Genomic DNA, 18,104 nt, shown 5'->3' on the forward strand with positions numbered 1-18,104 from the left:
GGGTCTGCGAACCGTCGCCACGCAAGAATGCTATCCACGCCGGCCGCCTTCGGCCTCGCCGGAACGGCGTAGGCCGGCACGACGCATCCCGCCAAGAACGACCAAGGACGACACGCGAATGATCCAGATCGTAGACGAAATCACGCTCGCGCCCGAGCGCATTCCCGACGTGCTGGCGCTGCTACGCGACCGTTACCTGCCGGGCCACGCGGCGCGCGGGCTGACGGCGGCCGGCCGCTGGGTGTCGCCGCCTGTCGCGGTGCCGGGGCAGCCGAGCACGCTGTGGCTGACGTGGCACGTCGCCGATGCGCCGGCCTATTACCGGATGCGCGCGCTGACCGATGGCGACGTGGTCGCATTCTGGATGGCCGTCGACGGACTGTGCGATGCACGCCGCCGCCATGTAATGACGGACGCCGACGTGCCGCTGCCCGCACTGACGGAGGTCGACCATGCGGCATGACACGGCGCAGGTATTCGTTTCGGCGGATCACGACGCCGACGCAATCGAACGTGCGTTGCGCGAAGCCGTGCGCGCGCTGCCCGGCGCAACCCGTGTCGCGCTCGCACGCAATCAGGAAGGCTGCTGGGGCGCGGGCGACTACACGCTCGACGTGCTGCGCGACGAACGGGCGGTTGATCGTGCAACGGATTTCGCGGCGCTGGCGCAACTGCCGGGCGTCGTTCGCATCGACGGCGCCGCGTGCCGCGCGATCGGAGGCGGCCTGCGCGAGCCGACGTTGCGCGATGGCATCTGGCGCACGCTGATGCTGCGCGTACGGCCGCAGGCAAGCGAAGCTCAGGTCGTCGCGCTGGAGCACGAGTTGCTGCACATGCCCGCGTTCATGCGCGGCATCCGCAACTGGCGCCTGAGCCGGATCGAGACGCCGGGCGCCTGGACGCACGTGTGGCAACAGGAGTTCGCGCACGCCGGCGATCTGCTCGGCGAATACCTGATGCATCCGTATCACTGGGGCTGGGTCGACCGCCGGTTCGACGCCGAAAGCCCCGACTGGACGGTCGATGCGATCTCGCATGCGTTCTGTCCGCTCGCGTCGAGCCTGCTGGTCGACACGGTGGCGTGACGCGCAGCGCGGACCAAACCTGCAAAAACCTGGAGACACGAAGATGCGAGCCCTTCTGATCGACCGCGTCGGGCATGCCGACGCGTTACGGCTGGCCGACGTTCCCGTACCGAAGCCGGGCCCCGGCGACGTGCTGATCCGCGTCGCATACGCGGGCGTCAATCCCGCCGACTGGAAATGCCGCGAAGGCTATCTCGGCGCGTTCATGCAGTACACGTTTCCGTTCGTGATCGGTTTCGATGCGGCGGGCGTCGTCGAAGCGGTCGGCGAAGGTGTCGACGGTTTCGCGCCCGGCATGCGCGTGTTCGCGCAGACCGACGTTGGCGCAGGGCGCTGGGGTGCGTATGCGGAATTCGTCGCGGTGCGCCACGATTCGGTCGTGCGCCTGCCCGACGCGGTGAGCTTCGCGGAAGCGGCCGCCACGCCGACGCCTGCGCTGGCCGCATGGGCCGGCCTGTTCGACGACGGCGGGCTGCGCGCGGGGCAGACCGTACTGGTGCACGGCGGCGCGGGCGCGGTCGGCACGTTCGCGATCCAGCTCGCGGCCCAGGCCGGCGCGCGCGTCGTGGCGACGTGCTCGGCGCGCAACCGCGACACGGTCGAATCGCTGGGTGCGGAGGTCGCCATCGACTATCGCGCGCAGGACATTGCCGCAGCGGTGCGCGCATGGGCGCCGAGCGGTGTCGATCTCGTGCTCGACGCAGTCGGCGGCGACACGCTGCCCGACGCGCTCGACCTGCTCGCGCCGGGCGGCACGCTCGTGAACATCATGACGCTCGCGGCCGGCGACACCGAGCGGCTGGCCGCGACGGGCGCCGAAGCCGCGCGGCGCGGGCTGCGCACCGCGATGACCTACAGCCGGATGCCGAGCGGCAACACGCTCGCATCGATCGCCGAACGGCTCGGGCGGCGCGCATTGCGCGTGCCGCGTTTCGACAGTTTCCCGCTCGAACAGGCCGCGCGGGCGCTCGATCTCGTTCAAACGGGCGACGCGAAAACCAAGCTCGTGCTGCACGTTGCGGATATCGCGGGCTGAACGGCTCGCACTCAAATCACTGGAGACATGATGACCGACACCCGAACCGCGATCCTCGCGGGCAAGTGCGCACTCGTGACCGGCGCGAGCCGCGGCATCGGCCGCGCGATCGCGCAGCGCCTCGCATCCGAAGGCGCGACCGTCGTCGTGACGGCGCGCAGCCTCACGCAATCGGCGACGACCGCCGGCACGCTCGCCGAAACCGTCGCACTGATCGAACAGGCCGGCGGCCGTGCGATCGCGCTCGCGGCCGACCTGTCGAACGCGGCCGAGCGCGACGCGCTCGTCGCGCGTGCGGCCGACGCGGCCGGCGGCCTCGACATTCTCGTGAACAACGCGGGCGTGGCCGACTACGCGTGCGTCGACGCGATGCCGATGACGATGTTCGACACGACGATCGAACACTATCTGCGGATTCCGTTCGCGCTCGCGCAGGCCGCGATCCCGCTGATGCGGGCACGCGGCGCGGGCTGGATCGTGAACGTCGGCTCGGTGACGGCGCTGCCGCCGCTGCGGCCGTTCGACGATTTCTCGCGCGCGGGCGGCGCGACCGTCTACGCGGCGGCGAAGGCAGCGCTGTCGCGCTTCACGCAGGGGCTCGCGGCCGAACTCGAAGCCGACGGCATCGCGGTGAATCTCGTCGCGCCGAGCACGGCGATCCGCACGCCGGGCGCGGCGCGCTATATCCCCGAAGGCTATCCGACCGAGGACGTCGCGTATCTGGCCGAAACCGCGCTCGCGTTGTGCAGCCTGCCGGCGCGCGAACGCACCGGCCTCGTCACGCACAGCCTGCATTTCCCGCTCGCGCAGCAGCTCGCGGTGCGTTCGCTCGACGGCCGCACGTCGCTGCCGCCGCCGGTGATTCCCGCGTACGCGCATCCCCACATCGACCCGACAGGACTCTGACATGACGAATTCGATTCGCTTCGACGGCGGCACCGCCGTGATCACCGGCGCGGCCAGCGGCATCGGCAGCGGGCTCGCGCGCCACGCGGCCGCGCTCGGCATGCGCGTCGTACTGGCCGATCTCGATCCGGCGAAGCTCGACGCGTTCGCCGCGACGCTCGACACCGACGTGCTGTGCGTGCCGACCGACGTCAGCCGCGCCGAAGCCGTCGACGCACTCGCGGAAGCCGCATGGCGGCGCTTCGGTGGCGTCGACCTGCTGTTCAATAACGCGGGCGTGATGGCGACCGGCTTCAGCTGGGAGATCAGGCCGGAAAGCTTCGAGCGCAGCTTCGCGATCAACGTGCACGGCGTGCTGAACGGGATCCGCAGCTTCGTGCCGAGGATGCTCGAACGCAACGTGCCGGCGCGGGTCGTGAACACGGCGTCGGTCGGCGGTTTCCTGCCGAGCCCGCTGATGTCGCCTTATTCGGCGACGAAATTCGCGGTGGTCGCGCTGACCGAATCGCTGTACGGAGAACTGAAGATGCTCGGCGCACCGGTCGGCGTGTCGCTGCTTGCGCCGGGCCCCGTGCAGTCCGGCATCTTCAACGATCCGTTCGGCGCCGCGCACGACCGGCCCGAGGTGCGCGGCTTCGTCGATACGATGCGCTCGATGCTGAACGCGCACGGGCTCACGCCCGACGCGTTCGCCGGGCGGGTGTTCGACGGCATCCGCGCAGGGCGCTACTGGCTGATTCCGCAGCCGGAGACGATCGACGGCGCGCTGCAGCGGCGCACCGACGACATCCTCGCAGCGCGCGATCCGTCACTGCCGTCGTTCTGACAACGACGACCGGGCGCGGCAGCGCCGACCGGCGCGCCGTTACATGCGGGTACCGGTGTGCGTGCGGCCGCTCGGGTCGCCGCCGCGGTCGGGCGGCGTATTGTTCTGATCGATCTTCGCGAGCACGAAGCCGGTGGACGGCAATGCGCCGGGCGAACGGTGGGTCGCCTGCGCGACGGCGTCGCGCGGCGATGCGGCGGGAAAACCGGATGACGTAGCGCCCGGTTGAGCGAACGCCGAAAGGGAAGCGGCCGCCAGGGCGGCGGCGACGATCGCGTGCGTGTTCATGGTGGCTCCTTCACGACAGACTGCGGGACAACGTAATCAGTCTAGGGCGCGAAACTTAACGCGGCGTGAAGGAGCGGCGGCGCGCGCATGACAGGATGTTCATGCGCGCGATGACGTTCATGCCGATGCCGACACCAGCGCGCAGAAGTTCTCCAGATCGACGTTGCCGCCGCTGATCACCACGCCGACGCGTTTGCCTTGCAGTTGGTCCTTCATCCGTCGCACGGCGGCGAACGACAGGCAGCCGGTCGGCTCGACGACAATCTTCATACGCGTCGCGAAGAAGCGCATGCAGTCGACGAGTTCGGCGTCTGTCGCGGTCAGGATGTCGTCGACGTCGCGGCGGATGATCGGGAACGTCAGGTTGCCGAGGTGCTGTGTCTGCGCGCCGTCGGCGATCGTGCGCGGCGTATCGATATGCACGATTGCGCCCGACCGGAACGATTGCTGGCCGTCGTTGCCGGCTTCCGGCTCGACGCCGTACAACTTCGCGTGCGGCGACAGCGCGCGCGTGGCGAGCGCGGTGCCCGACAGCAGCCCGCCGCCGCCGAGCGGCGTGAAGACCGCGTCGAGCGGCCCGACTTCGTCGAACAGTTCCTTGGCCGCCGTGCCCTGGCCGGCGATCACGTCCGGATGGTCGTAGGGCGGGATCAGCGTAAGCCCGTGCTGCTCCGCGAGATCGCGCCCGATCTGCTCGCGATCCTCGGTGTAGCGGTCGTAGGTCACCACGTTGCCGCCGTAGCCGCGCGTCGCGGCCACCTTCGCGGCCGGCGCATCCTGCGGCATCACGATCGTCGCCGGGATGCCGAGGATGCGCGCCGACAGCGCGATCGCCTGCGCATGGTTGCCGGACGAGAACGCGACGACGCCGTTGCGACGCTGCTCGGCATCGAAGCGCGACAGCGCGTTGAACGCGCCGCGGAACTTGAATGCGCCCATGCGCTGCAGGTTCTCGCACTTGAAGAACACCTGCGCGCCGAGCGCTTCGTCGATCGTCCGCGACGTCATCACCGGCGTGCGGTGCGCATGGCCTTCGAGCCGGGCCGCGGCGGCGGCGACGTCGTCGTACGTGGGGAGAGTCGGAGAGTTCATGGTCGATCGAGGGTCGGAAAGTTTAGTCAACATGAAAGCAGCGCGCTCGTTTCATTTCGCATCGTTGTACACCGTCGCGCGCGATACGCCGAGATGCTGCGACACGATCTCCATCGCGCGGCGCACCTCGAGAAAGCCGTCGGCCTTCAGCGTCTGCATCAGCTCGCGGCGCTGGTCGGTCTTCAGTTCGCGCGGCGTCGTCGCGAGGCGCGTCGCGAACGCGTCGATGCGTTGCCGGATCGCGTCCGCGCCGGCCGGGTCGAGCGTTTCCGCGATGGTATCGCCGTCCGTGCGGCAGAACTGGTTCAGCATGCCCTGGAAGCCGCGGAACAGCGTGACGTCGGCATTCAGGCACAGCGCGGCGACATAGCGCCCGGTCGAATCCTTGATGCCGATCGACGTGCTCTTCGCGGTGCGGCCGTCGGCGAAGCGGTTCGGGTAATTCGCGAGCACTTGCGGGAAATCGTCGTCCTCGATGCGGGCGAGGCCGAGCTCGGTCGCGGGGTCGCCGACCGCGCGTCCGGACAGGTTGTTGTGGATCGCGAGGATCGCGTGCTTCGGCGTGCGCAGGTCGTGGACCACGACCTCGGTGAACGGCGCGAACATCTCGCCGAGCCCTTCGGCGATGCGCTGCACCTGTTCGATCAGCGACGCGTGCTCCGACAGCGCTTTGTTCCGGGTGGTGGTCATGGTGGGCTCGCGTTCAGGTTTCGGATCGATGCGGCGGCTTCGGGAAATGGTCAACCGGCGCGTTCCTGGTCGGCTGTCGTTTCCGGCCGCGTGATGTCGGCCAGCAACGGGCGCGCGATCCGTACGTAGTCGTCCGCATCGAGCACGACCGAGCGGTCGAGGCGGCCGGCGTTGAATGCGATCTCGTCGTTGCGTTCGACCAGCGCGGGATCGACGACGAGCGTCACGTTGCCGTCGAACACGAACGGCGGCACGGCGCCCATCACGCAGCCGGTAACGGTGGCTGCGAGATCGGGCGGCGCGAGCGTCGCCTTGCGGCGGCCGACGGCGTCGGCGACTTTGCGGAAATCGATCTTCAGGTGGCCGGGGATGACGGCGAGGGCGGTTGCGTCGCCGCCGTCCTTGAAGGTGCACAGCATTGCTTTCGCGCCTTGTTCGGGGCGTGTGCCACGGATCGCGGCGATGACGTCGGATTTCCCTTCTGCCGGGTGCTCCAGCACGCGGAAGCGGGCGCCGGATGTTGTCAGCAGGTCGCAAAGCGTATCGAAAACGGGGTAGGCGTTCATGTCGCTCCGGGGAAGTTGGGCCGGGGAATCGCGGGGTACGCGCGGTGAGGCGTGGCGGCGGGCTGGTCGATGGATTGTCCAATTATAGACGTTTTGTCATGGGTGGGCAAAAGCGTCCGTTGTCGCGGAGCAGCGACCGTTGTCATAGGAAACGGGGGGACGAAAGAATGACTCGCCACGGATTGGTGCGGAACACGGAGAGAACTGTCGGCGTTCGGCCAGGAAGTGACGTTCGCGCCTGCCGGGGAATGTCCGCTGCTCGCTCCGTCCCGGCCGCAACTTCCCGGCGAAGTTGCCTGCTTGTGCCGTGCTTCAACAATGGCCTGACCACACGCATCAGCCATCCCGTGCAGCGACACGTGGAGTTACTTGGACTATCCGTCCGTTCTGCTATACCCAATTCATGAGCTGTGCGCGGCCCACGCGCCGCACGGTGAGTCGAGTGCCCGTTGCGACTGGCGCGACACAGGGAGCAACACGTCGGTGGGAACTGCTTTTTCGGGCTGGAAGCTGGCAGGAGGCTGACATGGCAAATTACCTGTTCGTAGAATCGCGCGGTCCACATGGTGCCGGGGATACCGAGCACGTCGAGGAACTGGTCAGGGGCGTACGCCAGAGGGGCAACACGGTCACACTGTTCCTGGTTCAGAACGGCGTGCTTTCCACTCGCCCGGGCGCAAAATTCAGCGAGCGATATGCGGATCTGACGCGCAGCGGCGTCACCGTCCTTGCCGATGAATTCTCCTTGCGCGAACGGGCGATCGAACGGCTGGCGGAAGGTGTCCAGAAGGCGGACATCGGACAACTCGTGGATCTTCTCTGTGTGGCTGGGACCAAGGCCATTTGGCACTGAACCAAGGAGAGCGTGATGGCTACTGGTATGAAATTGACCCTGGCACTGATGGATCCCCCGTATGAGAAGGCAGCCAGCACGACGGCGCTGCGCATTGTGGATGCCGCGCTGCGACGGGGGCACGACGTCACCGTGTTCGCCTACGAAGGTGCAGTCAATCTGACCATGAAGGCGCAAGCCCCACATGCCAATCCGGTCAAGGGCACGTCCGTGGAGGAGGAGGATCACCCGACAACCAGGGACTGGGTGGCAGCCTTGTTTCAACTCGCTGCCCGGCAGGGTGTCAAGCTCGATTGGATCAACTGCGGCCTGTGCGTGGACGAACGCGGCGCAGGTGACTGGATTGAGGGTCCCCGCCGCGGCAGCCCGAAGGATTTTCTCGACTCCGCGACCCAGAGCAACGCTGTGCTGGTAATCCCGACGAAATAGGAGCTGCGCGATGAAAATCCTGAGCATTGTTGAGACAGCGTACCGGGCTACGCTGGAAGAACAGGATGACACCATCCTGTGGCTGAACCATGTGCTGAAAAATGCCGGCGCCGACATCAGCCTGCTGCTGTACGGAAGCGCCGTGAACTATGCGGCGCGCGGGCAGGATGCCACCGGCCTCGCGTTCGGCACGCGCCGGCAGGTCCATCCGCCGGCGCTCGATAAGGATCTGGACAAGATGATCGGCGCCGGCGTTGCCGTGTATGCGGTCAACGAGGACATGCGCGACTGTGGACTGGCACAGGAAGATGTCATCGGCGGCCTGACGCTGCTCGCGCGTGCCGAGATTCCCGCGCTGTTCGACCGCTTCGATCAGGTCTGGCACTGGTAACGGCTCGAGGCTGCACCGCATTCTGCGGATCGGAGGGAACGCCTGCGTTTCGCTCGCAACCGTTGCGGCATGCCGTCAATGGGGCGCGCCGGCCATACGCAACGGTCGCCGAGCGGAGCGTTGCAGTGATTCCCGATAGAGTCGCGTGCAGGCTGGGGCGGACGGTTGCGAACTTTGACTGAGCGGCGCAAATGGGTCGTATCAGGCAATCGAGTCCTTGCACTTCGGCTCAAGCACCTCGATACGCTGTCGGCATTTGCTTCCTCGGTCTTTTGATTTTTCGACATGCTTCACCTATAGTGAACAGGCTGGTGAGAGGTGCTGATATTGGAGTTCCGAAAATATAATCAAGATAATTCCGGATCGGAATATAAAGGTTAATAAAAAGGGGATCTTCATGAAATTATTGTTAATCGGGGTGTGCCTCCTGATCGTATTTTCCTACGGGGAGGCAGATGCACAAGTCGGCACCAACGGCGGTGCAATCATCAATGTCTACGATGGGTCCGACCATGGCTGCGTGGATGCCTCAAAGAACCTGGTGTCTTTGATGCTGGTGAGTGCGCAACTCCAGCGTTCGCAATCATGGTGGAGTGCATTGTTTAAATCGAAAGCAGCATTGGGTGTAAAATTCGACGTTTCAATAGAGAACAGTCAGGGAACGTCTTTTAATTTTCCGCGGGCTAAACAGTTGGCAGTATCTTCGACGCGGTCCGACGTCGGATACTTGCCGATGCGATTTCCGATCATGTCGAAATATCCACTTGTTGATGATAAAAATGTCGTTTACAAAAACACTTCGATCGATCTGTATTTGATGTCCCTGGAAAAAGGTAGTGCTGCTTTTTCTGATGTCATGGCGTTCGTTGATTTCTCGAGTGCTTTGCCGCTTCCGCCGAATCCGTATATTACCGGAATGGAGTATTTTGGGAAGTTTGCGCAGAAAATAGTGAATGGAAGTCTCTCGAGTGGCGCCGATAAATATCCTGTTGCATCGTTCTCGTTCGATCTCGCTGCCAATGCCGATCAAGCAAAGCCGGCTACATGCCCTTCGACCGCGTTGAGAGAAGGGGTGCAGGCGGTCGTTTTCGACTATAAGGGAAAACTCTCGGATGACATGATCAGCATCGCAGATACCAGAAAATATTGTTTTTGGTATAACGCTCCTACGAGCAACATTGTTTTTAAAGCCAGGAATGCAGCACAATGTCCGGCAACAATGCCGGAGGATGCCAAAAGTCTTGGCAATCCGCTCGTCGTGTTCACTGTTTCGGCGTGGGCATTGCCGAATGCCAATGCAAAACCGCCCGCTGAAATGGCGAACAATCAAACGCCGTCCAATGTCGGCGCCATACCAAGCGATGCATCGATCGCGAATTTCGTGACAACGACAAAAGCACATTCACCTGTAAATTTTTCCATCAATCCAGAAATTGTCAAAGATCTGTTTAGCAATTTCACGCAAGCGAAAACTTCTGCTTCGCAACGATTTGATCAAGCACTCAAGAACGCGACGCCCGCAGATGTCTCTGCTGCACTTGCGCTCAAACGATGTGCAATCGTCGGAGTCCCTCCTGCAGAATGTCTGTAGCTTGAGCCCCCGACAATTATGCGCATCCGGATAGATGCTCGGCTGCGAGCGGATAACTCGATTCGATAACGAAATTTCTCGAAGCGTTTTTTGAATTAAGCCATTTTCAATATCGGCTGTGTTGTGATGGAAGTTTATAATTCGGGGGTGGCGTGAGGAATTTTAAAATTAAATTTTTACTTTTGATTGGCTGTTTGGCGGCTCGAAATTTGCTGGCGGCGCCTATGTTGGATGAGCCGGGAAAGGCGGGTGTGGATTATGAAAGAGTAATCTCGAAAAGTGCCGGAAGTGAATGTTATTTGGAGTCTTATAAGAACAATCGTGGCCGGGCTCCCGCAAAATTATTGAGAGGCATGGTATCTAATTTTGCCCAGGAAATTTGCTCTCCATCTGGGGCGTCAGCTAATAATTTGGGGAGTCCTGAAAAAGATGCTCTTGCTTATTATGAGGTGCCGGCAAAAATCGAAAATCTATACGCATTAATGATCGGTTCGGCGATGCAGGAATCCTCTGGCGGTACTGACTGCGGACAAGACTCCAGTGCTCCTGAAAACAGGACCGGTCCGAAGGCAGAGGCTGGAATATTCCAAACCAGCTACGATTCAATCAATAAAAGCAGTGAGCTTGGAAAACTGTACGAAGATGCCAAGGCGGGAGATGTTCAGTGTTTTTCGAATTTCTATGCGGCCTGCACTGGCGTGGATAAGGTGTCTGGCCTTCCGAGGTTAAAAAACTGGGGAAGTGGTGAGGGTGTCAACTTTCAAAAAATCACAAAATCATGTCAAGGATTTGCGGCGAAATATCACTCAATAATGTTGCGAGTGGATCGCAAGCACTACGGACCAATTAATACGAAATCGGACGAGATTAAACCGTCATGCGTAGCAATGTTCTCCGAGCTTCGAGATTACATGTCATCAAATAAAGAAATTTGTCGGTCGCAATGACTATTTCTATGGCTCGCCGATGGAATAATTGGATGCTGGGTTTTTGATTCGCGGTGCGGATATTGTCTTTTGGGGGGTGATGTTTTTGTAATTCAGGTGAACATATTTGGTCGGGCTGAAAGCGTTGTTTGTGAATGTGTTATTTGATGGGGCATACTGAAGCGATAAGTTAAATCGGCCTCTTCACCCTGGAATCAGTTTCTTGTATGGAACTGGGACGAAGGGCTGTTGATGAGGGTTCAACGACATCCATAGAAATCCGTACAAACCCAAGAAACCAGGCCGACGACACGCGATAGACGGCGGCCGTCGGCCCGCGGAGGAACATAAGACGAACCCTAAATGAAGGCTATCCGAGACCGCGCGACTCAACCCGCGCGGTCCCCGACCGCCTCAACCTCCCCCCGCAACTTAACCTCGCACAGCCTTCACCACATACTGACTGGTCGGCACCACATCGATCTTGTCGAAGTCGATGAACCGCCCGCAGCTATCCATCATCTCGGCCACATTGCGCTGAAACTTTTCGTCGTCGCCGACCGCATCGAAGAACGCGTGCGGATCGGTCATCGCCGCAGCCGGAAAGCATTCCTCGACGATCGCGTCATACCCGGGCGCCGCATGCGTAAGCGCACGCACGACGACGTTCTGCACATACAGAAAATTGTCCTGCGTATCGATCGCGACGCGCGTGTGATGCCCGTGCCACACATCGAGCCACGCTTCGTGCGTGAGGCGCGGCGGCCGCTTCAGGAACGCGAGCTGCGAGAAGCCAGTCGTGCGCTCGCCCGGCCGCGCCGGAAAGCGCGTGTTCGGAATCGGTTGCGATTCGGTGACGAGATACGCTGCCGTGTGCGGCACGACCGCGCGCACCGCATCGTCGAACGGCTTTCGAAACATCGCGTTCGCACTGTCGACCCACACCGCGACGATCCCGTCGATGCCCGGGTGCGTGTTGGTCTGCTTCAGGCCGGCGGCCGGCGCGACATCGGCATCGGCGACGTTCACCTGCACGCCGTGCGCGCCAAGCGACAGCAGCGTGTCGGCGAGCTGCGCGCGCACCGTGCGGCTCCACTGATCGGGCGCGGCCTGCGCGTCGCGCCACAACACGTAAATGACTTTCTCCATTGCTACGGCTCCAGAGGGGAATGACGGGATCGGCGGCGTTGCCGCCGGGGTTCAGGAAGCGGTGACGGCCGCGCCATGCGCACCATGTGCACCCGGCGCGAACCGGTTCGCGGTCAGCGTGAACGACGGCGGAATCGGCGACGTGACGGTTTCGAACAGCCGCTCGTGGCGCGTCGCGTGAATGCGCCACACGCCGTCGCGTTTCACGTACTGGTCGTCGTAGAACGCGGTGCCGTGCAGCAGGTAGTTGTCCTCGAGATTGATCGCGTGATCCTCGAGAAACCACACGCCGCACGCATGATCGGCGGACACCAGCGTGAGTTCGGGGTGGTGGCCGTGATGCATCGTCAGGAAGGTCGGCTTGCCGATCAGCTCGCGCAGGCTCGACACGAAAGCGTCGCGGCCGTCATACGCATAACGGCCGCCATACAGCCGCGCCTCGCAATCCTCGGTCAGGCAATCGGCGAGCAACGACCAGTCGTGCGTATCGACCGCGCGGAAATACCGGTACTTCAACTGTCGGATCTGCTCGTATTCATGGAGCGTGCGGGTCGTGTCGTCCATCGCCGTATCTCGTGGTGGTGTCGTTCGATGGTAGGAACGAAGCCGCCTGCATCGCATCGTCTGTTCGGACGAAAGGCTCGCACGTATGCAGCCTGCGCTGCCGCGATGAACCGCCGGCTTAATCCGAACGGGTGATGGCCGGCGCGTCGCGCGGCGGTAACGTGGCATCGACGCGGCATCCGATCCGCGCCGGCACCGAACAAGGAGACGGGATGACCCTCATCGAATCGCTGGAAACGCGAGTGCGCAGGCTGGAGGATGCCGATGCGATCCGCCGGCTGAAGGCGCGCTACTTCACGTGCTGCGACCGCAAGGATCCGCAAGGGATGCGCGACTGCTTCGTGCCCGGCCGCGTGCACATCGACTACGGCCGGATCGGCACGTTCGATACGCGCGACGCGCTCGTCGATGTGTTCGAACGGCTCGGCTGCCATCCGAACATCGTCGAGATGCACCACGGCGTGAATCCCGACATCACCGTGCTCGATGACACGCATGCGCGCGGCACGTGGGGCCTGCACTACCAGATGATCGACACGAACGCGCACACGCTCACGCAGCTCGGCGCGTATTACGACGACGAATACCGGAAGGTCGACGGCGAATGGAAGATCGCGGGCACGCGCTGCGTCGTCACGTCGACGCTGTCGGCCCGCTACGAAGGCGATGCGTCGGGCGTGCTGTTCGCCGGCGCACAGCCGCCGGGTGCCTGACGCACGCCATTGCCACGCACGTGGCGGACATTCCACAGGAGACATCGAACATGACACAGAACCACGATGCGCCGGTTGCCATCGTGACGGGCGCATCGCGCGGCGCGGGCAAGGGTATCGCGCGCGCGCTCGGCGCGGCCGGCATGACCGTCTACGTGACGGGCCGTTCGCAGAACGAAGGAGATGCACCGCTGCCCGGCACGATCCACGAGACCGCGCGCGAGATCGACGCGCTCGGCGGCCGCGGGATCGCGGTGGCCTGCGACCACGCGGACGATGCGCAGGTGAAGGCGCTGTTCGAGCGCATCGAACGCGACAGCGGACGGCTCGACATCCTCGTCAACAACGCGACCTACCTGCACGACCAGTTGATCCTGCCGGGCCCGTTCTGGGAAAAATCGCTCGACCTCGTGAACATCCTCGACGTGGGGCTGCGCTCGGCCTACGTCGCGAGCTGGCATGCGGCGCCGCTGATGGCGAAGCGCCGCAGCGGGCTGATCGCATTCACGTCTTCGTTCGGCGCGAGCTGCTACATGCACGGCGCGGCCTACGGCGCGCAGAAATCGGGCGTCGACAAGTTCGCGAAGGACATGGCCGTCGACCTGAAACCGTTCGACGTCGCGGCCGTGTCGATCTGGATGGGCCCGCTGCGCACCGAGCGCACGACGCGCGTGTGGGACGAGCATCCGGATCTCTACAAGGAGTTCTCGCTCGTCGCCGAAAGCCCGGAATTCACGGGCCGCGTGATTCACGCGATCCACGGCGATCCGCAGCGCATGGCGCTGTCGGGGCAGGTGCTCGTCGGCGCGGAAGCCGCGCTGCAATACGGCATCGCCGATCTCGACGGCAAGCAGCCGCCGTCGTACCGCGAGCTGCTCGGCGGGCCCGTGCAGGCCCATCCGGCGATCGTCGCTTAAGGAGCGCGCATGGGCATCCTGAAGGGCAAGGTCGCGCTCGTGACGGGCGCGGGGCAGGGCGTCGGCCAGGGCGTCGCGCATGCGCTCGCGGCGGAAGGCGCGCACGTCGCGGTGGTCGGTCGCACGCGCGACAAGCTGCTTGCCACCTGCGACGCGATCCGCGCACGTGGCGGTATCGCGGAGCCGTTCGTGTGCGACGTGATGAACGCCGCACAGATCGCGGCTTGCGTCGATGCCGTCGTCGAACGGTACGGCGGCGTGCAGATCCTGATCAACAACGCGCAGGTCGTGCCGCTCGGCCGCCTGCTCGACGTGACGGATGCGGATTTTCTGGCGGGGCTCGAATCGGGGCCGATTGCGACGCTGCGGATGATGCGCGCGTGCCATCCGCATCTGAAGGGCGACGGCGTGATCGTCAATTTCGCGTCGTCGGCTGCGGTGCGCTGGGATGCGTCCGGTTACGGCGCGTACGCGGCGACCAAGGAGGCGATTCGTGCGCTGACGCGCGCGGCGGCGTGCGAATGGGGCGCGGACGGCATCCGCGTGAACGCGGTCGCGCCGCATGCGTTGTCGCCGGGCCTGAAAGGCTGGGTCGATGCGAATCCGCAGGAAGCGGCAGCATTCTTCCGCACGATCCCGCTCGGCCGCGTGGGCGACTGCGAGCAGGACATCGGGCGCGCGATCGTGTTTCTCGCGAGCCGCGATGCCGCGTACCTGACGGGCGCGACGCTGCCGCTCGACGGCGGGCAGGCTTACTGGGGCTAAAGGCGGGGGCTGACGGCGCGAGCCGCGCACCAATCATGGGTCCGGCACGCACGTTTGCGCGTGACTGCCGGCAAACCGGAATCGAAGAGAGGACGACATGGGTCGACTGGAAGGAAAAGTAGCGATCGTGACGGGCGGCGCGCGCGGGATGGGCGCGGCAACTTGCAGGCTGTTCGTCGAAGAGGGCGCGCGCGTCGTGATCGGCGACGTGCTCGACGCGGAAGGCGAAGCGCTCGCGCGCGAACTCGGCAGCGCGGCGCGCTTCATGCGGCTCGACGTCGCCGACGAAGCGAACTGGGCGCGCGTGGCCGACGCGACGGTCGAGCAGTTCGGCCGCATCGACGTGCTCGTCAACAATGCGGCCGTGCTGACGTTCGGCGGCATCACCGAGCTGTCGAAACGCGATTTCGAGCGCGCGGTGTCGATCAACCTCGTCGGCACGTTCGTCGGCATCCGCACGGTTGCGACGCGCATGATCGCGCAGAAGAGCGGGTCGATCGTCAACATCTCGTCGGTGGACGGCCTGCGTGGCGTGAATGCACTCGCCGCGTACGTGTCGAGCAAGTGGGGCGTGCGCGGGCTGACGAAGGTCGCGGCGCTCGAACTCGGCCACCAGGGCGTGCGCGTGAATTCGATCCATCCGGGCGGCGTGAACACGGTGATGTCGAACCCGACCGGCGCGCCGCTCGAGGAAATCAACAAGCACTATGCGAACGTGCCGCTGCAGCGCGTCGGCCTGCCCGACGAGATCGCGCGCGCGACGCTGTTCCTCGCGAGCGACGACGCGTCGTACTGCAACGGCGCCGAACTGGCCGTCGACGGCGGGATGGCGGCGGGCGCGTATTACCCCGGATTGCCGGGCGCGCCGTTTTGAGCGGGGGCGTCCATCACGCATTCAGGTCGGATGTTTGTGTACGCAACCTAATTCAGGGTTTGCCTGAGTAGCGAAAACGAGAATCCGCCGGGCGCGCATTCGCAATTTTCATGCGCGCAGCCGGCGGGCCGAACCTGGCGGTTTCGCCAAACCCTTGTGCGACGGACCTTCCGCGGGTTTCGTCCCCGACAGCGATCGCATCGACGCAGTCAGAATGGCTTGCCGGCAACGCATGTGCCTGCACGTCGTCACACTTGTTTCTTGTTGCAACGCAACGCCCGCTCAATAACGGCGATGGTATGCTGGCCGGCATGGAAGTTGTAAGGCAGGTTGCATGCATGGCGAAACTCGCGTTCGCATCTTCTAACGAGACATCACATCCTCTCGCCCGCATCGCGGCATCGACACGCGCACAGTTCGCGTGCCCCGCGTTGCGCGTTGCTGCGTCCTGCATTCCGATCGCATTCCCCATCTGGCGGGTTCACCCCGCAACCCCCATCCCCGCCCAATAATCTGGAGACGTTCCCATGTCGCAAAACAATCTGGCCGAAGCGACACACGGCCCGCTGATCGCTCCCCCGGCCTTCGTCAAACATCGCAAGCTGATCGACTGGGTGTCGCGCATCGCGGCGCTCACGGAGCCCGAGCATATCGTTTGGTGCGACGGTTCGCAGGAGGAATACGACGCGCTGTGCCAGGCGATGGTCGACCAGGGCACGCTCAAGCGCCTGAACCCGGCGAAGCGCCCGAACTCGTATCTCGCGCAATCCGATCCGTCCGACGTTGCACGTGTCGAAGATCGCACGTTCATCTGCGCGGCATCGCGCGATGATGTCGGCCCGACCAATAACTGGATCGAGCCTGCCGAAATGCGCGAGAAGCTCGACGGCCTGTTCCGCGGCTCGATGCGCGGCCGCACGCTGTACGTGGTGCCGTTCTCGATGGGCCCGCTCGGCTCGCCGATCGCGCACGTCGGCGTCGAACTGTCCGACAGCCCGTACGTTGCGGTGAACATGCGGATCATGACGCGCATGGGCCGCGACGTGTACGACGTGCTCGGCGAAGACGGCGAATTCGTGCCGTGCGTGCACAGCGTCGGCCGTCCGCTCGAAGCGGGTCAGCAAGACGTGCCGTGGCCGTGCAACCCGGTCAAGTACATCGTGCACTTTCCTGAAACGCGCGAGATCTGGAGCTTCGGTTCGGGCTACGGCGGCAATGCGCTGCTCGGCAAGAAGTGCTTCGCGCTGCGCATCGCGTCGACGATGGGCCGCGACCAGGGCTGGCTCGCCGAGCACATGCTGATCCTCGGCGTGACGTCGCCGGCCGGCAAGAAGTATCACGTCGCGGCCGCGTTCCCGTCCGCGTGCGGCAAGACCAACTTCGCGATGCTGATTCCGCCGCAGGGCTTCAACGGCTGGAAGGTCACGACGATCGGCGACGACATCGCGTGGCTGAAACCGGGCCGCGACGGCCGCCTGTATGCGATCAACCCGGAAGCAGGGTTCTTCGGCGTCGCGCCGGGCACCGGCGTGAAGACCAACCCGAACGCGATCTCGACGCTGACGGAAAACGTGATCTTCACGAACGTCGCGCTGACGGAAGACGGCGACGTGTGGTGGGAAGGGCTGACCGACACGCCGCCCGCGAAGCTGACCGACTGGCAGGGCAACCCGTGGACGCCGGAGATCGGCAAGGAGACAGGCCGCAAGGCCGCGCATCCGAATTCGCGCTTCACGGCACCGGCCGCGCAGTGCCCGTCGATCGACGCGGATTGGGAGAACCCGGCCGGCGTGCCGATCGACGCGTTCATCTTCGGCGGGCGCCGCTCGACGACGGTACCGCTCGTGACCGAGGCGCGCGACTGGGTCGAAGGCGTGTACATGGCCGCGACGATGGGTTCGGAGACGACCGCCGCGGCAGTAGGCCAGCAGGGCATCGTGCGCCGCGACCCGTTCGCGATGCTGCCGTTCTGCGGCTACAACGTCAGCGATTATTTCGCGCACTGGCTGAAGCTCGGCAAGCAGCTCGAAGGCGCGGGTGCGACGTTGCCGAAGATCTACTGCGTGAACTGGTTCCGCAAGGACGCGAACGGCAAGTTCGTGTGGCCGGGCTTCGGCGAGAACATGCGCGTGCTGAAGTGGATGCTCGACCGTCTCGAAGGCACCGGTGGTGGCGGCGAGCATGCGTTCGGCGTGTCGCCTGCGTATGAAGACCTGCACTGGGACGGGCTCGATTTCACGCGCGAGCAGTTCGACGCGGTGACGTCGATGAACGCAGACGAATGGCGCGAGGAACTGAAGCTGCACGCTGCGCTGTTCGACATGCTGAAGCTGCGTCTGCCCGTCGAAATGACCGACACGATGAAGAAGATCGAACAGCGCCTCGGCGCCTGAACGATCTGCATCGGCGTATCGGCGTATCGTCGCATTGACGCATTGACGCA

General features: G+C 64.0%; 21 protein-coding genes. 15 read left to right on the top strand and 6 right to left on the bottom strand.

Annotated elements, in window-relative coordinates:
- The first annotated feature begins 118 nt into the window (after positions 1-118).
- Genes ABD05_RS27920 through ABD05_RS27940 form a run of 5 tightly spaced genes read left to right on the top strand, consistent with a single transcriptional unit; the run spans position 119 to position 3,853 of the window.
- A complete protein-coding gene (locus ABD05_RS27920) occupies positions 119-463 on the top strand; it encodes a hypothetical protein (RefSeq protein ID WP_047903188.1) in 345 nt (114 codons plus the stop codon).
- Positions 453-1,085, top strand: a complete 633-nt coding sequence (locus ABD05_RS27925; RefSeq protein ID WP_047903189.1) for a Dabb family protein — start codon at positions 453-455, stop codon at positions 1,083-1,085. The genes ABD05_RS27920 and ABD05_RS27925 overlap by 11 nt, the downstream gene beginning before the upstream one ends.
- Positions 1,086-1,128: 43 nt before the next feature.
- Complete coding sequence (locus ABD05_RS27930) at positions 1,129-2,121, top strand: NADP-dependent oxidoreductase (RefSeq protein ID WP_047903190.1); 993 nt, start codon at positions 1,129-1,131, stop codon at positions 2,119-2,121.
- Between the two features lie 30 nt (positions 2,122-2,151).
- Positions 2,152-3,027, top strand: coding sequence for an SDR family NAD(P)-dependent oxidoreductase (locus tag ABD05_RS27935; RefSeq protein WP_047903852.1), 876 nt, complete (start codon positions 2,152-2,154; stop codon positions 3,025-3,027).
- A gap of 1 nt (position 3,028) precedes the next feature.
- The gene (locus ABD05_RS27940) at positions 3,029-3,853 is read left to right on the top strand and encodes an SDR family NAD(P)-dependent oxidoreductase (RefSeq protein WP_047903191.1); all 825 of its coding nucleotides are present in this window, start codon (positions 3,029-3,031) and stop codon (positions 3,851-3,853) included.
- A gap of 39 nt (positions 3,854-3,892) precedes the next feature.
- On the opposite strand, the gene ABD05_RS27945 is transcribed toward ABD05_RS27940, so the two are convergent.
- The 4 genes from ABD05_RS27945 to ABD05_RS27960 all read right to left on the bottom strand — a co-directional run bounded on the left by ABD05_RS27945 (position 3,893) and on the right by ABD05_RS27960 (position 6,489).
- Complete coding sequence (locus ABD05_RS27945; protein WP_047903192.1) at positions 3,893-4,141, bottom strand: hypothetical protein; 249 nt, start codon at positions 4,139-4,141, stop codon at positions 3,893-3,895.
- A 117-nt stretch (positions 4,142-4,258) separates the two neighbouring features.
- On the bottom strand, positions 4,259-5,233 hold the full coding sequence (locus tag ABD05_RS27950; protein ID WP_047903193.1) for a threo-3-hydroxy-L-aspartate ammonia-lyase: 975 nt from the start codon (positions 5,231-5,233) through the stop codon (positions 4,259-4,261).
- A 51-nt stretch (positions 5,234-5,284) separates the two neighbouring features.
- Positions 5,285-5,923: a helix-turn-helix transcriptional regulator gene (locus ABD05_RS27955; RefSeq protein WP_047903194.1), complete on the bottom strand. Its 639-nt coding sequence runs from the start codon at positions 5,921-5,923 to the stop codon at positions 5,285-5,287.
- Positions 5,924-5,973: 50 nt separating this feature from the next.
- Positions 5,974-6,489, bottom strand: coding sequence for a YbaK/prolyl-tRNA synthetase associated domain-containing protein (locus ABD05_RS27960; RefSeq protein WP_047903195.1), 516 nt, complete (start codon positions 6,487-6,489; stop codon positions 5,974-5,976).
- A 526-nt stretch (positions 6,490-7,015) separates the two neighbouring features.
- Here ABD05_RS27960 and ABD05_RS27965 point away from each other — a divergent pair.
- The 5 genes from ABD05_RS27965 (at position 7,016) to ABD05_RS37985 (ending at position 10,700) form a co-directional block, all read left to right on the top strand.
- A complete protein-coding gene (locus tag ABD05_RS27965) occupies positions 7,016-7,342 on the top strand; it encodes a DsrE family protein (RefSeq protein WP_047903196.1) in 327 nt (108 codons plus the stop codon).
- A 15-nt stretch (positions 7,343-7,357) separates the two neighbouring features.
- Complete coding sequence (locus ABD05_RS27970; RefSeq protein WP_047903197.1) at positions 7,358-7,771, top strand: DsrE/DsrF/TusD sulfur relay family protein; 414 nt, start codon at positions 7,358-7,360, stop codon at positions 7,769-7,771.
- A gap of 10 nt (positions 7,772-7,781) precedes the next feature.
- A complete protein-coding gene (locus ABD05_RS27975; protein ID WP_047903198.1) occupies positions 7,782-8,162 on the top strand; it encodes a DsrE family protein in 381 nt (126 codons plus the stop codon).
- Between the two features lie 397 nt (positions 8,163-8,559).
- Positions 8,560-9,753: a hypothetical protein gene (locus ABD05_RS37980; RefSeq protein ID WP_148669148.1), complete on the top strand. Its 1,194-nt coding sequence runs from the start codon at positions 8,560-8,562 to the stop codon at positions 9,751-9,753.
- A gap of 152 nt (positions 9,754-9,905) precedes the next feature.
- A complete protein-coding gene (locus ABD05_RS37985) occupies positions 9,906-10,700 on the top strand; it encodes a hypothetical protein (protein WP_148669149.1) in 795 nt (264 codons plus the stop codon).
- Between the two features lie 411 nt (positions 10,701-11,111).
- Here ABD05_RS37985 and ABD05_RS27980 read toward each other — a convergent pair whose 3' ends face one another.
- Both ABD05_RS27980 and ABD05_RS27985 read right to left on the bottom strand, forming a co-directional pair.
- A complete protein-coding gene (locus ABD05_RS27980) occupies positions 11,112-11,828 on the bottom strand; it encodes an EthD domain-containing protein (RefSeq protein WP_047903199.1) in 717 nt (238 codons plus the stop codon).
- A 51-nt stretch (positions 11,829-11,879) separates the two neighbouring features.
- Positions 11,880-12,392 carry a nuclear transport factor 2 family protein gene (locus tag ABD05_RS27985; RefSeq protein ID WP_047903200.1) on the bottom strand — a complete coding sequence of 171 codons (513 nt, stop codon included), beginning with the start codon at positions 12,390-12,392 and terminating at the stop codon, positions 11,880-11,882.
- Positions 12,393-12,604: 212 nt separating this feature from the next.
- On the opposite strand from ABD05_RS27985, the gene ABD05_RS27990 reads away from it, so the two are divergent.
- The 5 genes from ABD05_RS27990 to ABD05_RS28010 all read left to right on the top strand — a co-directional run bounded on the left by ABD05_RS27990 (position 12,605) and on the right by ABD05_RS28010 (position 18,054).
- Entirely contained in the window at positions 12,605-13,105 is a 501-nt protein-coding gene (locus ABD05_RS27990; protein ID WP_047903853.1) for a nuclear transport factor 2 family protein, read from the top strand.
- A gap of 50 nt (positions 13,106-13,155) precedes the next feature.
- Positions 13,156-14,022 carry an SDR family NAD(P)-dependent oxidoreductase gene (locus tag ABD05_RS27995; RefSeq protein ID WP_047903201.1) on the top strand — a complete coding sequence of 289 codons (867 nt, stop codon included), beginning with the start codon at positions 13,156-13,158 and terminating at the stop codon, positions 14,020-14,022.
- Positions 14,023-14,031: 9 nt separating this feature from the next.
- Positions 14,032-14,787 (top strand): SDR family NAD(P)-dependent oxidoreductase, encoded by a 756-nt coding sequence (locus tag ABD05_RS28000; RefSeq protein WP_047903202.1) that lies wholly within the window; start codon positions 14,032-14,034, stop codon positions 14,785-14,787.
- A gap of 97 nt (positions 14,788-14,884) precedes the next feature.
- Positions 14,885-15,661 (top strand): glucose 1-dehydrogenase, encoded by a 777-nt coding sequence (locus ABD05_RS28005; RefSeq protein WP_047903203.1) that lies wholly within the window; start codon positions 14,885-14,887, stop codon positions 15,659-15,661.
- A gap of 527 nt (positions 15,662-16,188) precedes the next feature.
- Positions 16,189-18,054: a phosphoenolpyruvate carboxykinase (GTP) gene (locus ABD05_RS28010; protein ID WP_047903204.1), complete on the top strand. Its 1,866-nt coding sequence runs from the start codon at positions 16,189-16,191 to the stop codon at positions 18,052-18,054.
- Positions 18,055-18,104: the final 50 nt, after the last annotated feature.

The sequence above is a fragment of the Burkholderia pyrrocinia genome (genome assembly GCF_001028665.1).
GTDB classification, from domain to species: Bacteria; Pseudomonadota; Gammaproteobacteria; order Burkholderiales; family Burkholderiaceae; genus Burkholderia; species Burkholderia pyrrocinia.

What these genes read in the sequence shown, in the direction of transcription:
- ABD05_RS27965 (WP_047903196.1), top strand. Translation starts at nt 7,016, where the DNA reads ATGGCAAATTACCTGTTCGTAGAATCGCGCGGTCCACATGGTGCCGGG.
- ABD05_RS27990 (WP_047903853.1), top strand. Translation starts at nt 12,605, where the DNA reads ATGACCCTCATCGAATCGCTGGAAACGCGAGTGCGCAGGCTGGAGGAT.
- ABD05_RS27970 (WP_047903197.1), top strand. Translation starts at nt 7,358, where the DNA reads ATGGCTACTGGTATGAAATTGACCCTGGCACTGATGGATCCCCCGTAT.
- ABD05_RS27945 (WP_047903192.1), bottom strand. Translation starts at nt 4,141, where the DNA reads ATGAACACGCACGCGATCGTCGCCGCCGCCCTGGCGGCCGCTTCCCTT.
- ABD05_RS27975 (WP_047903198.1), top strand. Translation starts at nt 7,782, where the DNA reads ATGAAAATCCTGAGCATTGTTGAGACAGCGTACCGGGCTACGCTGGAA.
- ABD05_RS37980 (WP_148669148.1), top strand. Translation starts at nt 8,560, where the DNA reads ATGAAATTATTGTTAATCGGGGTGTGCCTCCTGATCGTATTTTCCTAC.
- ABD05_RS27940 (WP_047903191.1), top strand. Translation starts at nt 3,029, where the DNA reads ATGACGAATTCGATTCGCTTCGACGGCGGCACCGCCGTGATCACCGGC.
- ABD05_RS27930 (WP_047903190.1), top strand. Translation starts at nt 1,129, where the DNA reads ATGCGAGCCCTTCTGATCGACCGCGTCGGGCATGCCGACGCGTTACGG.
- ABD05_RS27980 (WP_047903199.1), bottom strand. Translation starts at nt 11,828, where the DNA reads ATGGAGAAAGTCATTTACGTGTTGTGGCGCGACGCGCAGGCCGCGCCC.
- ABD05_RS27995 (WP_047903201.1), top strand. Translation starts at nt 13,156, where the DNA reads ATGACACAGAACCACGATGCGCCGGTTGCCATCGTGACGGGCGCATCG.
- ABD05_RS27985 (WP_047903200.1), bottom strand. Translation starts at nt 12,392, where the DNA reads ATGGACGACACGACCCGCACGCTCCATGAATACGAGCAGATCCGACAG.
- ABD05_RS27960 (WP_047903195.1), bottom strand. Translation starts at nt 6,489, where the DNA reads ATGAACGCCTACCCCGTTTTCGATACGCTTTGCGACCTGCTGACAACA.
- ABD05_RS27920 (WP_047903188.1), top strand. Translation starts at nt 119, where the DNA reads ATGATCCAGATCGTAGACGAAATCACGCTCGCGCCCGAGCGCATTCCC.
- ABD05_RS27955 (WP_047903194.1), bottom strand. Translation starts at nt 5,923, where the DNA reads ATGACCACCACCCGGAACAAAGCGCTGTCGGAGCACGCGTCGCTGATC.
- ABD05_RS28010 (WP_047903204.1), top strand. Translation starts at nt 16,189, where the DNA reads ATGTCGCAAAACAATCTGGCCGAAGCGACACACGGCCCGCTGATCGCT.
- ABD05_RS28000 (WP_047903202.1), top strand. Translation starts at nt 14,032, where the DNA reads ATGGGCATCCTGAAGGGCAAGGTCGCGCTCGTGACGGGCGCGGGGCAG.
- ABD05_RS28005 (WP_047903203.1), top strand. Translation starts at nt 14,885, where the DNA reads ATGGGTCGACTGGAAGGAAAAGTAGCGATCGTGACGGGCGGCGCGCGC.
- ABD05_RS27950 (WP_047903193.1), bottom strand. Translation starts at nt 5,233, where the DNA reads ATGAACTCTCCGACTCTCCCCACGTACGACGACGTCGCCGCCGCCGCG.
- ABD05_RS27925 (WP_047903189.1), top strand. Translation starts at nt 453, where the DNA reads ATGCGGCATGACACGGCGCAGGTATTCGTTTCGGCGGATCACGACGCC.
- ABD05_RS27935 (WP_047903852.1), top strand. Translation starts at nt 2,152, where the DNA reads ATGACCGACACCCGAACCGCGATCCTCGCGGGCAAGTGCGCACTCGTG.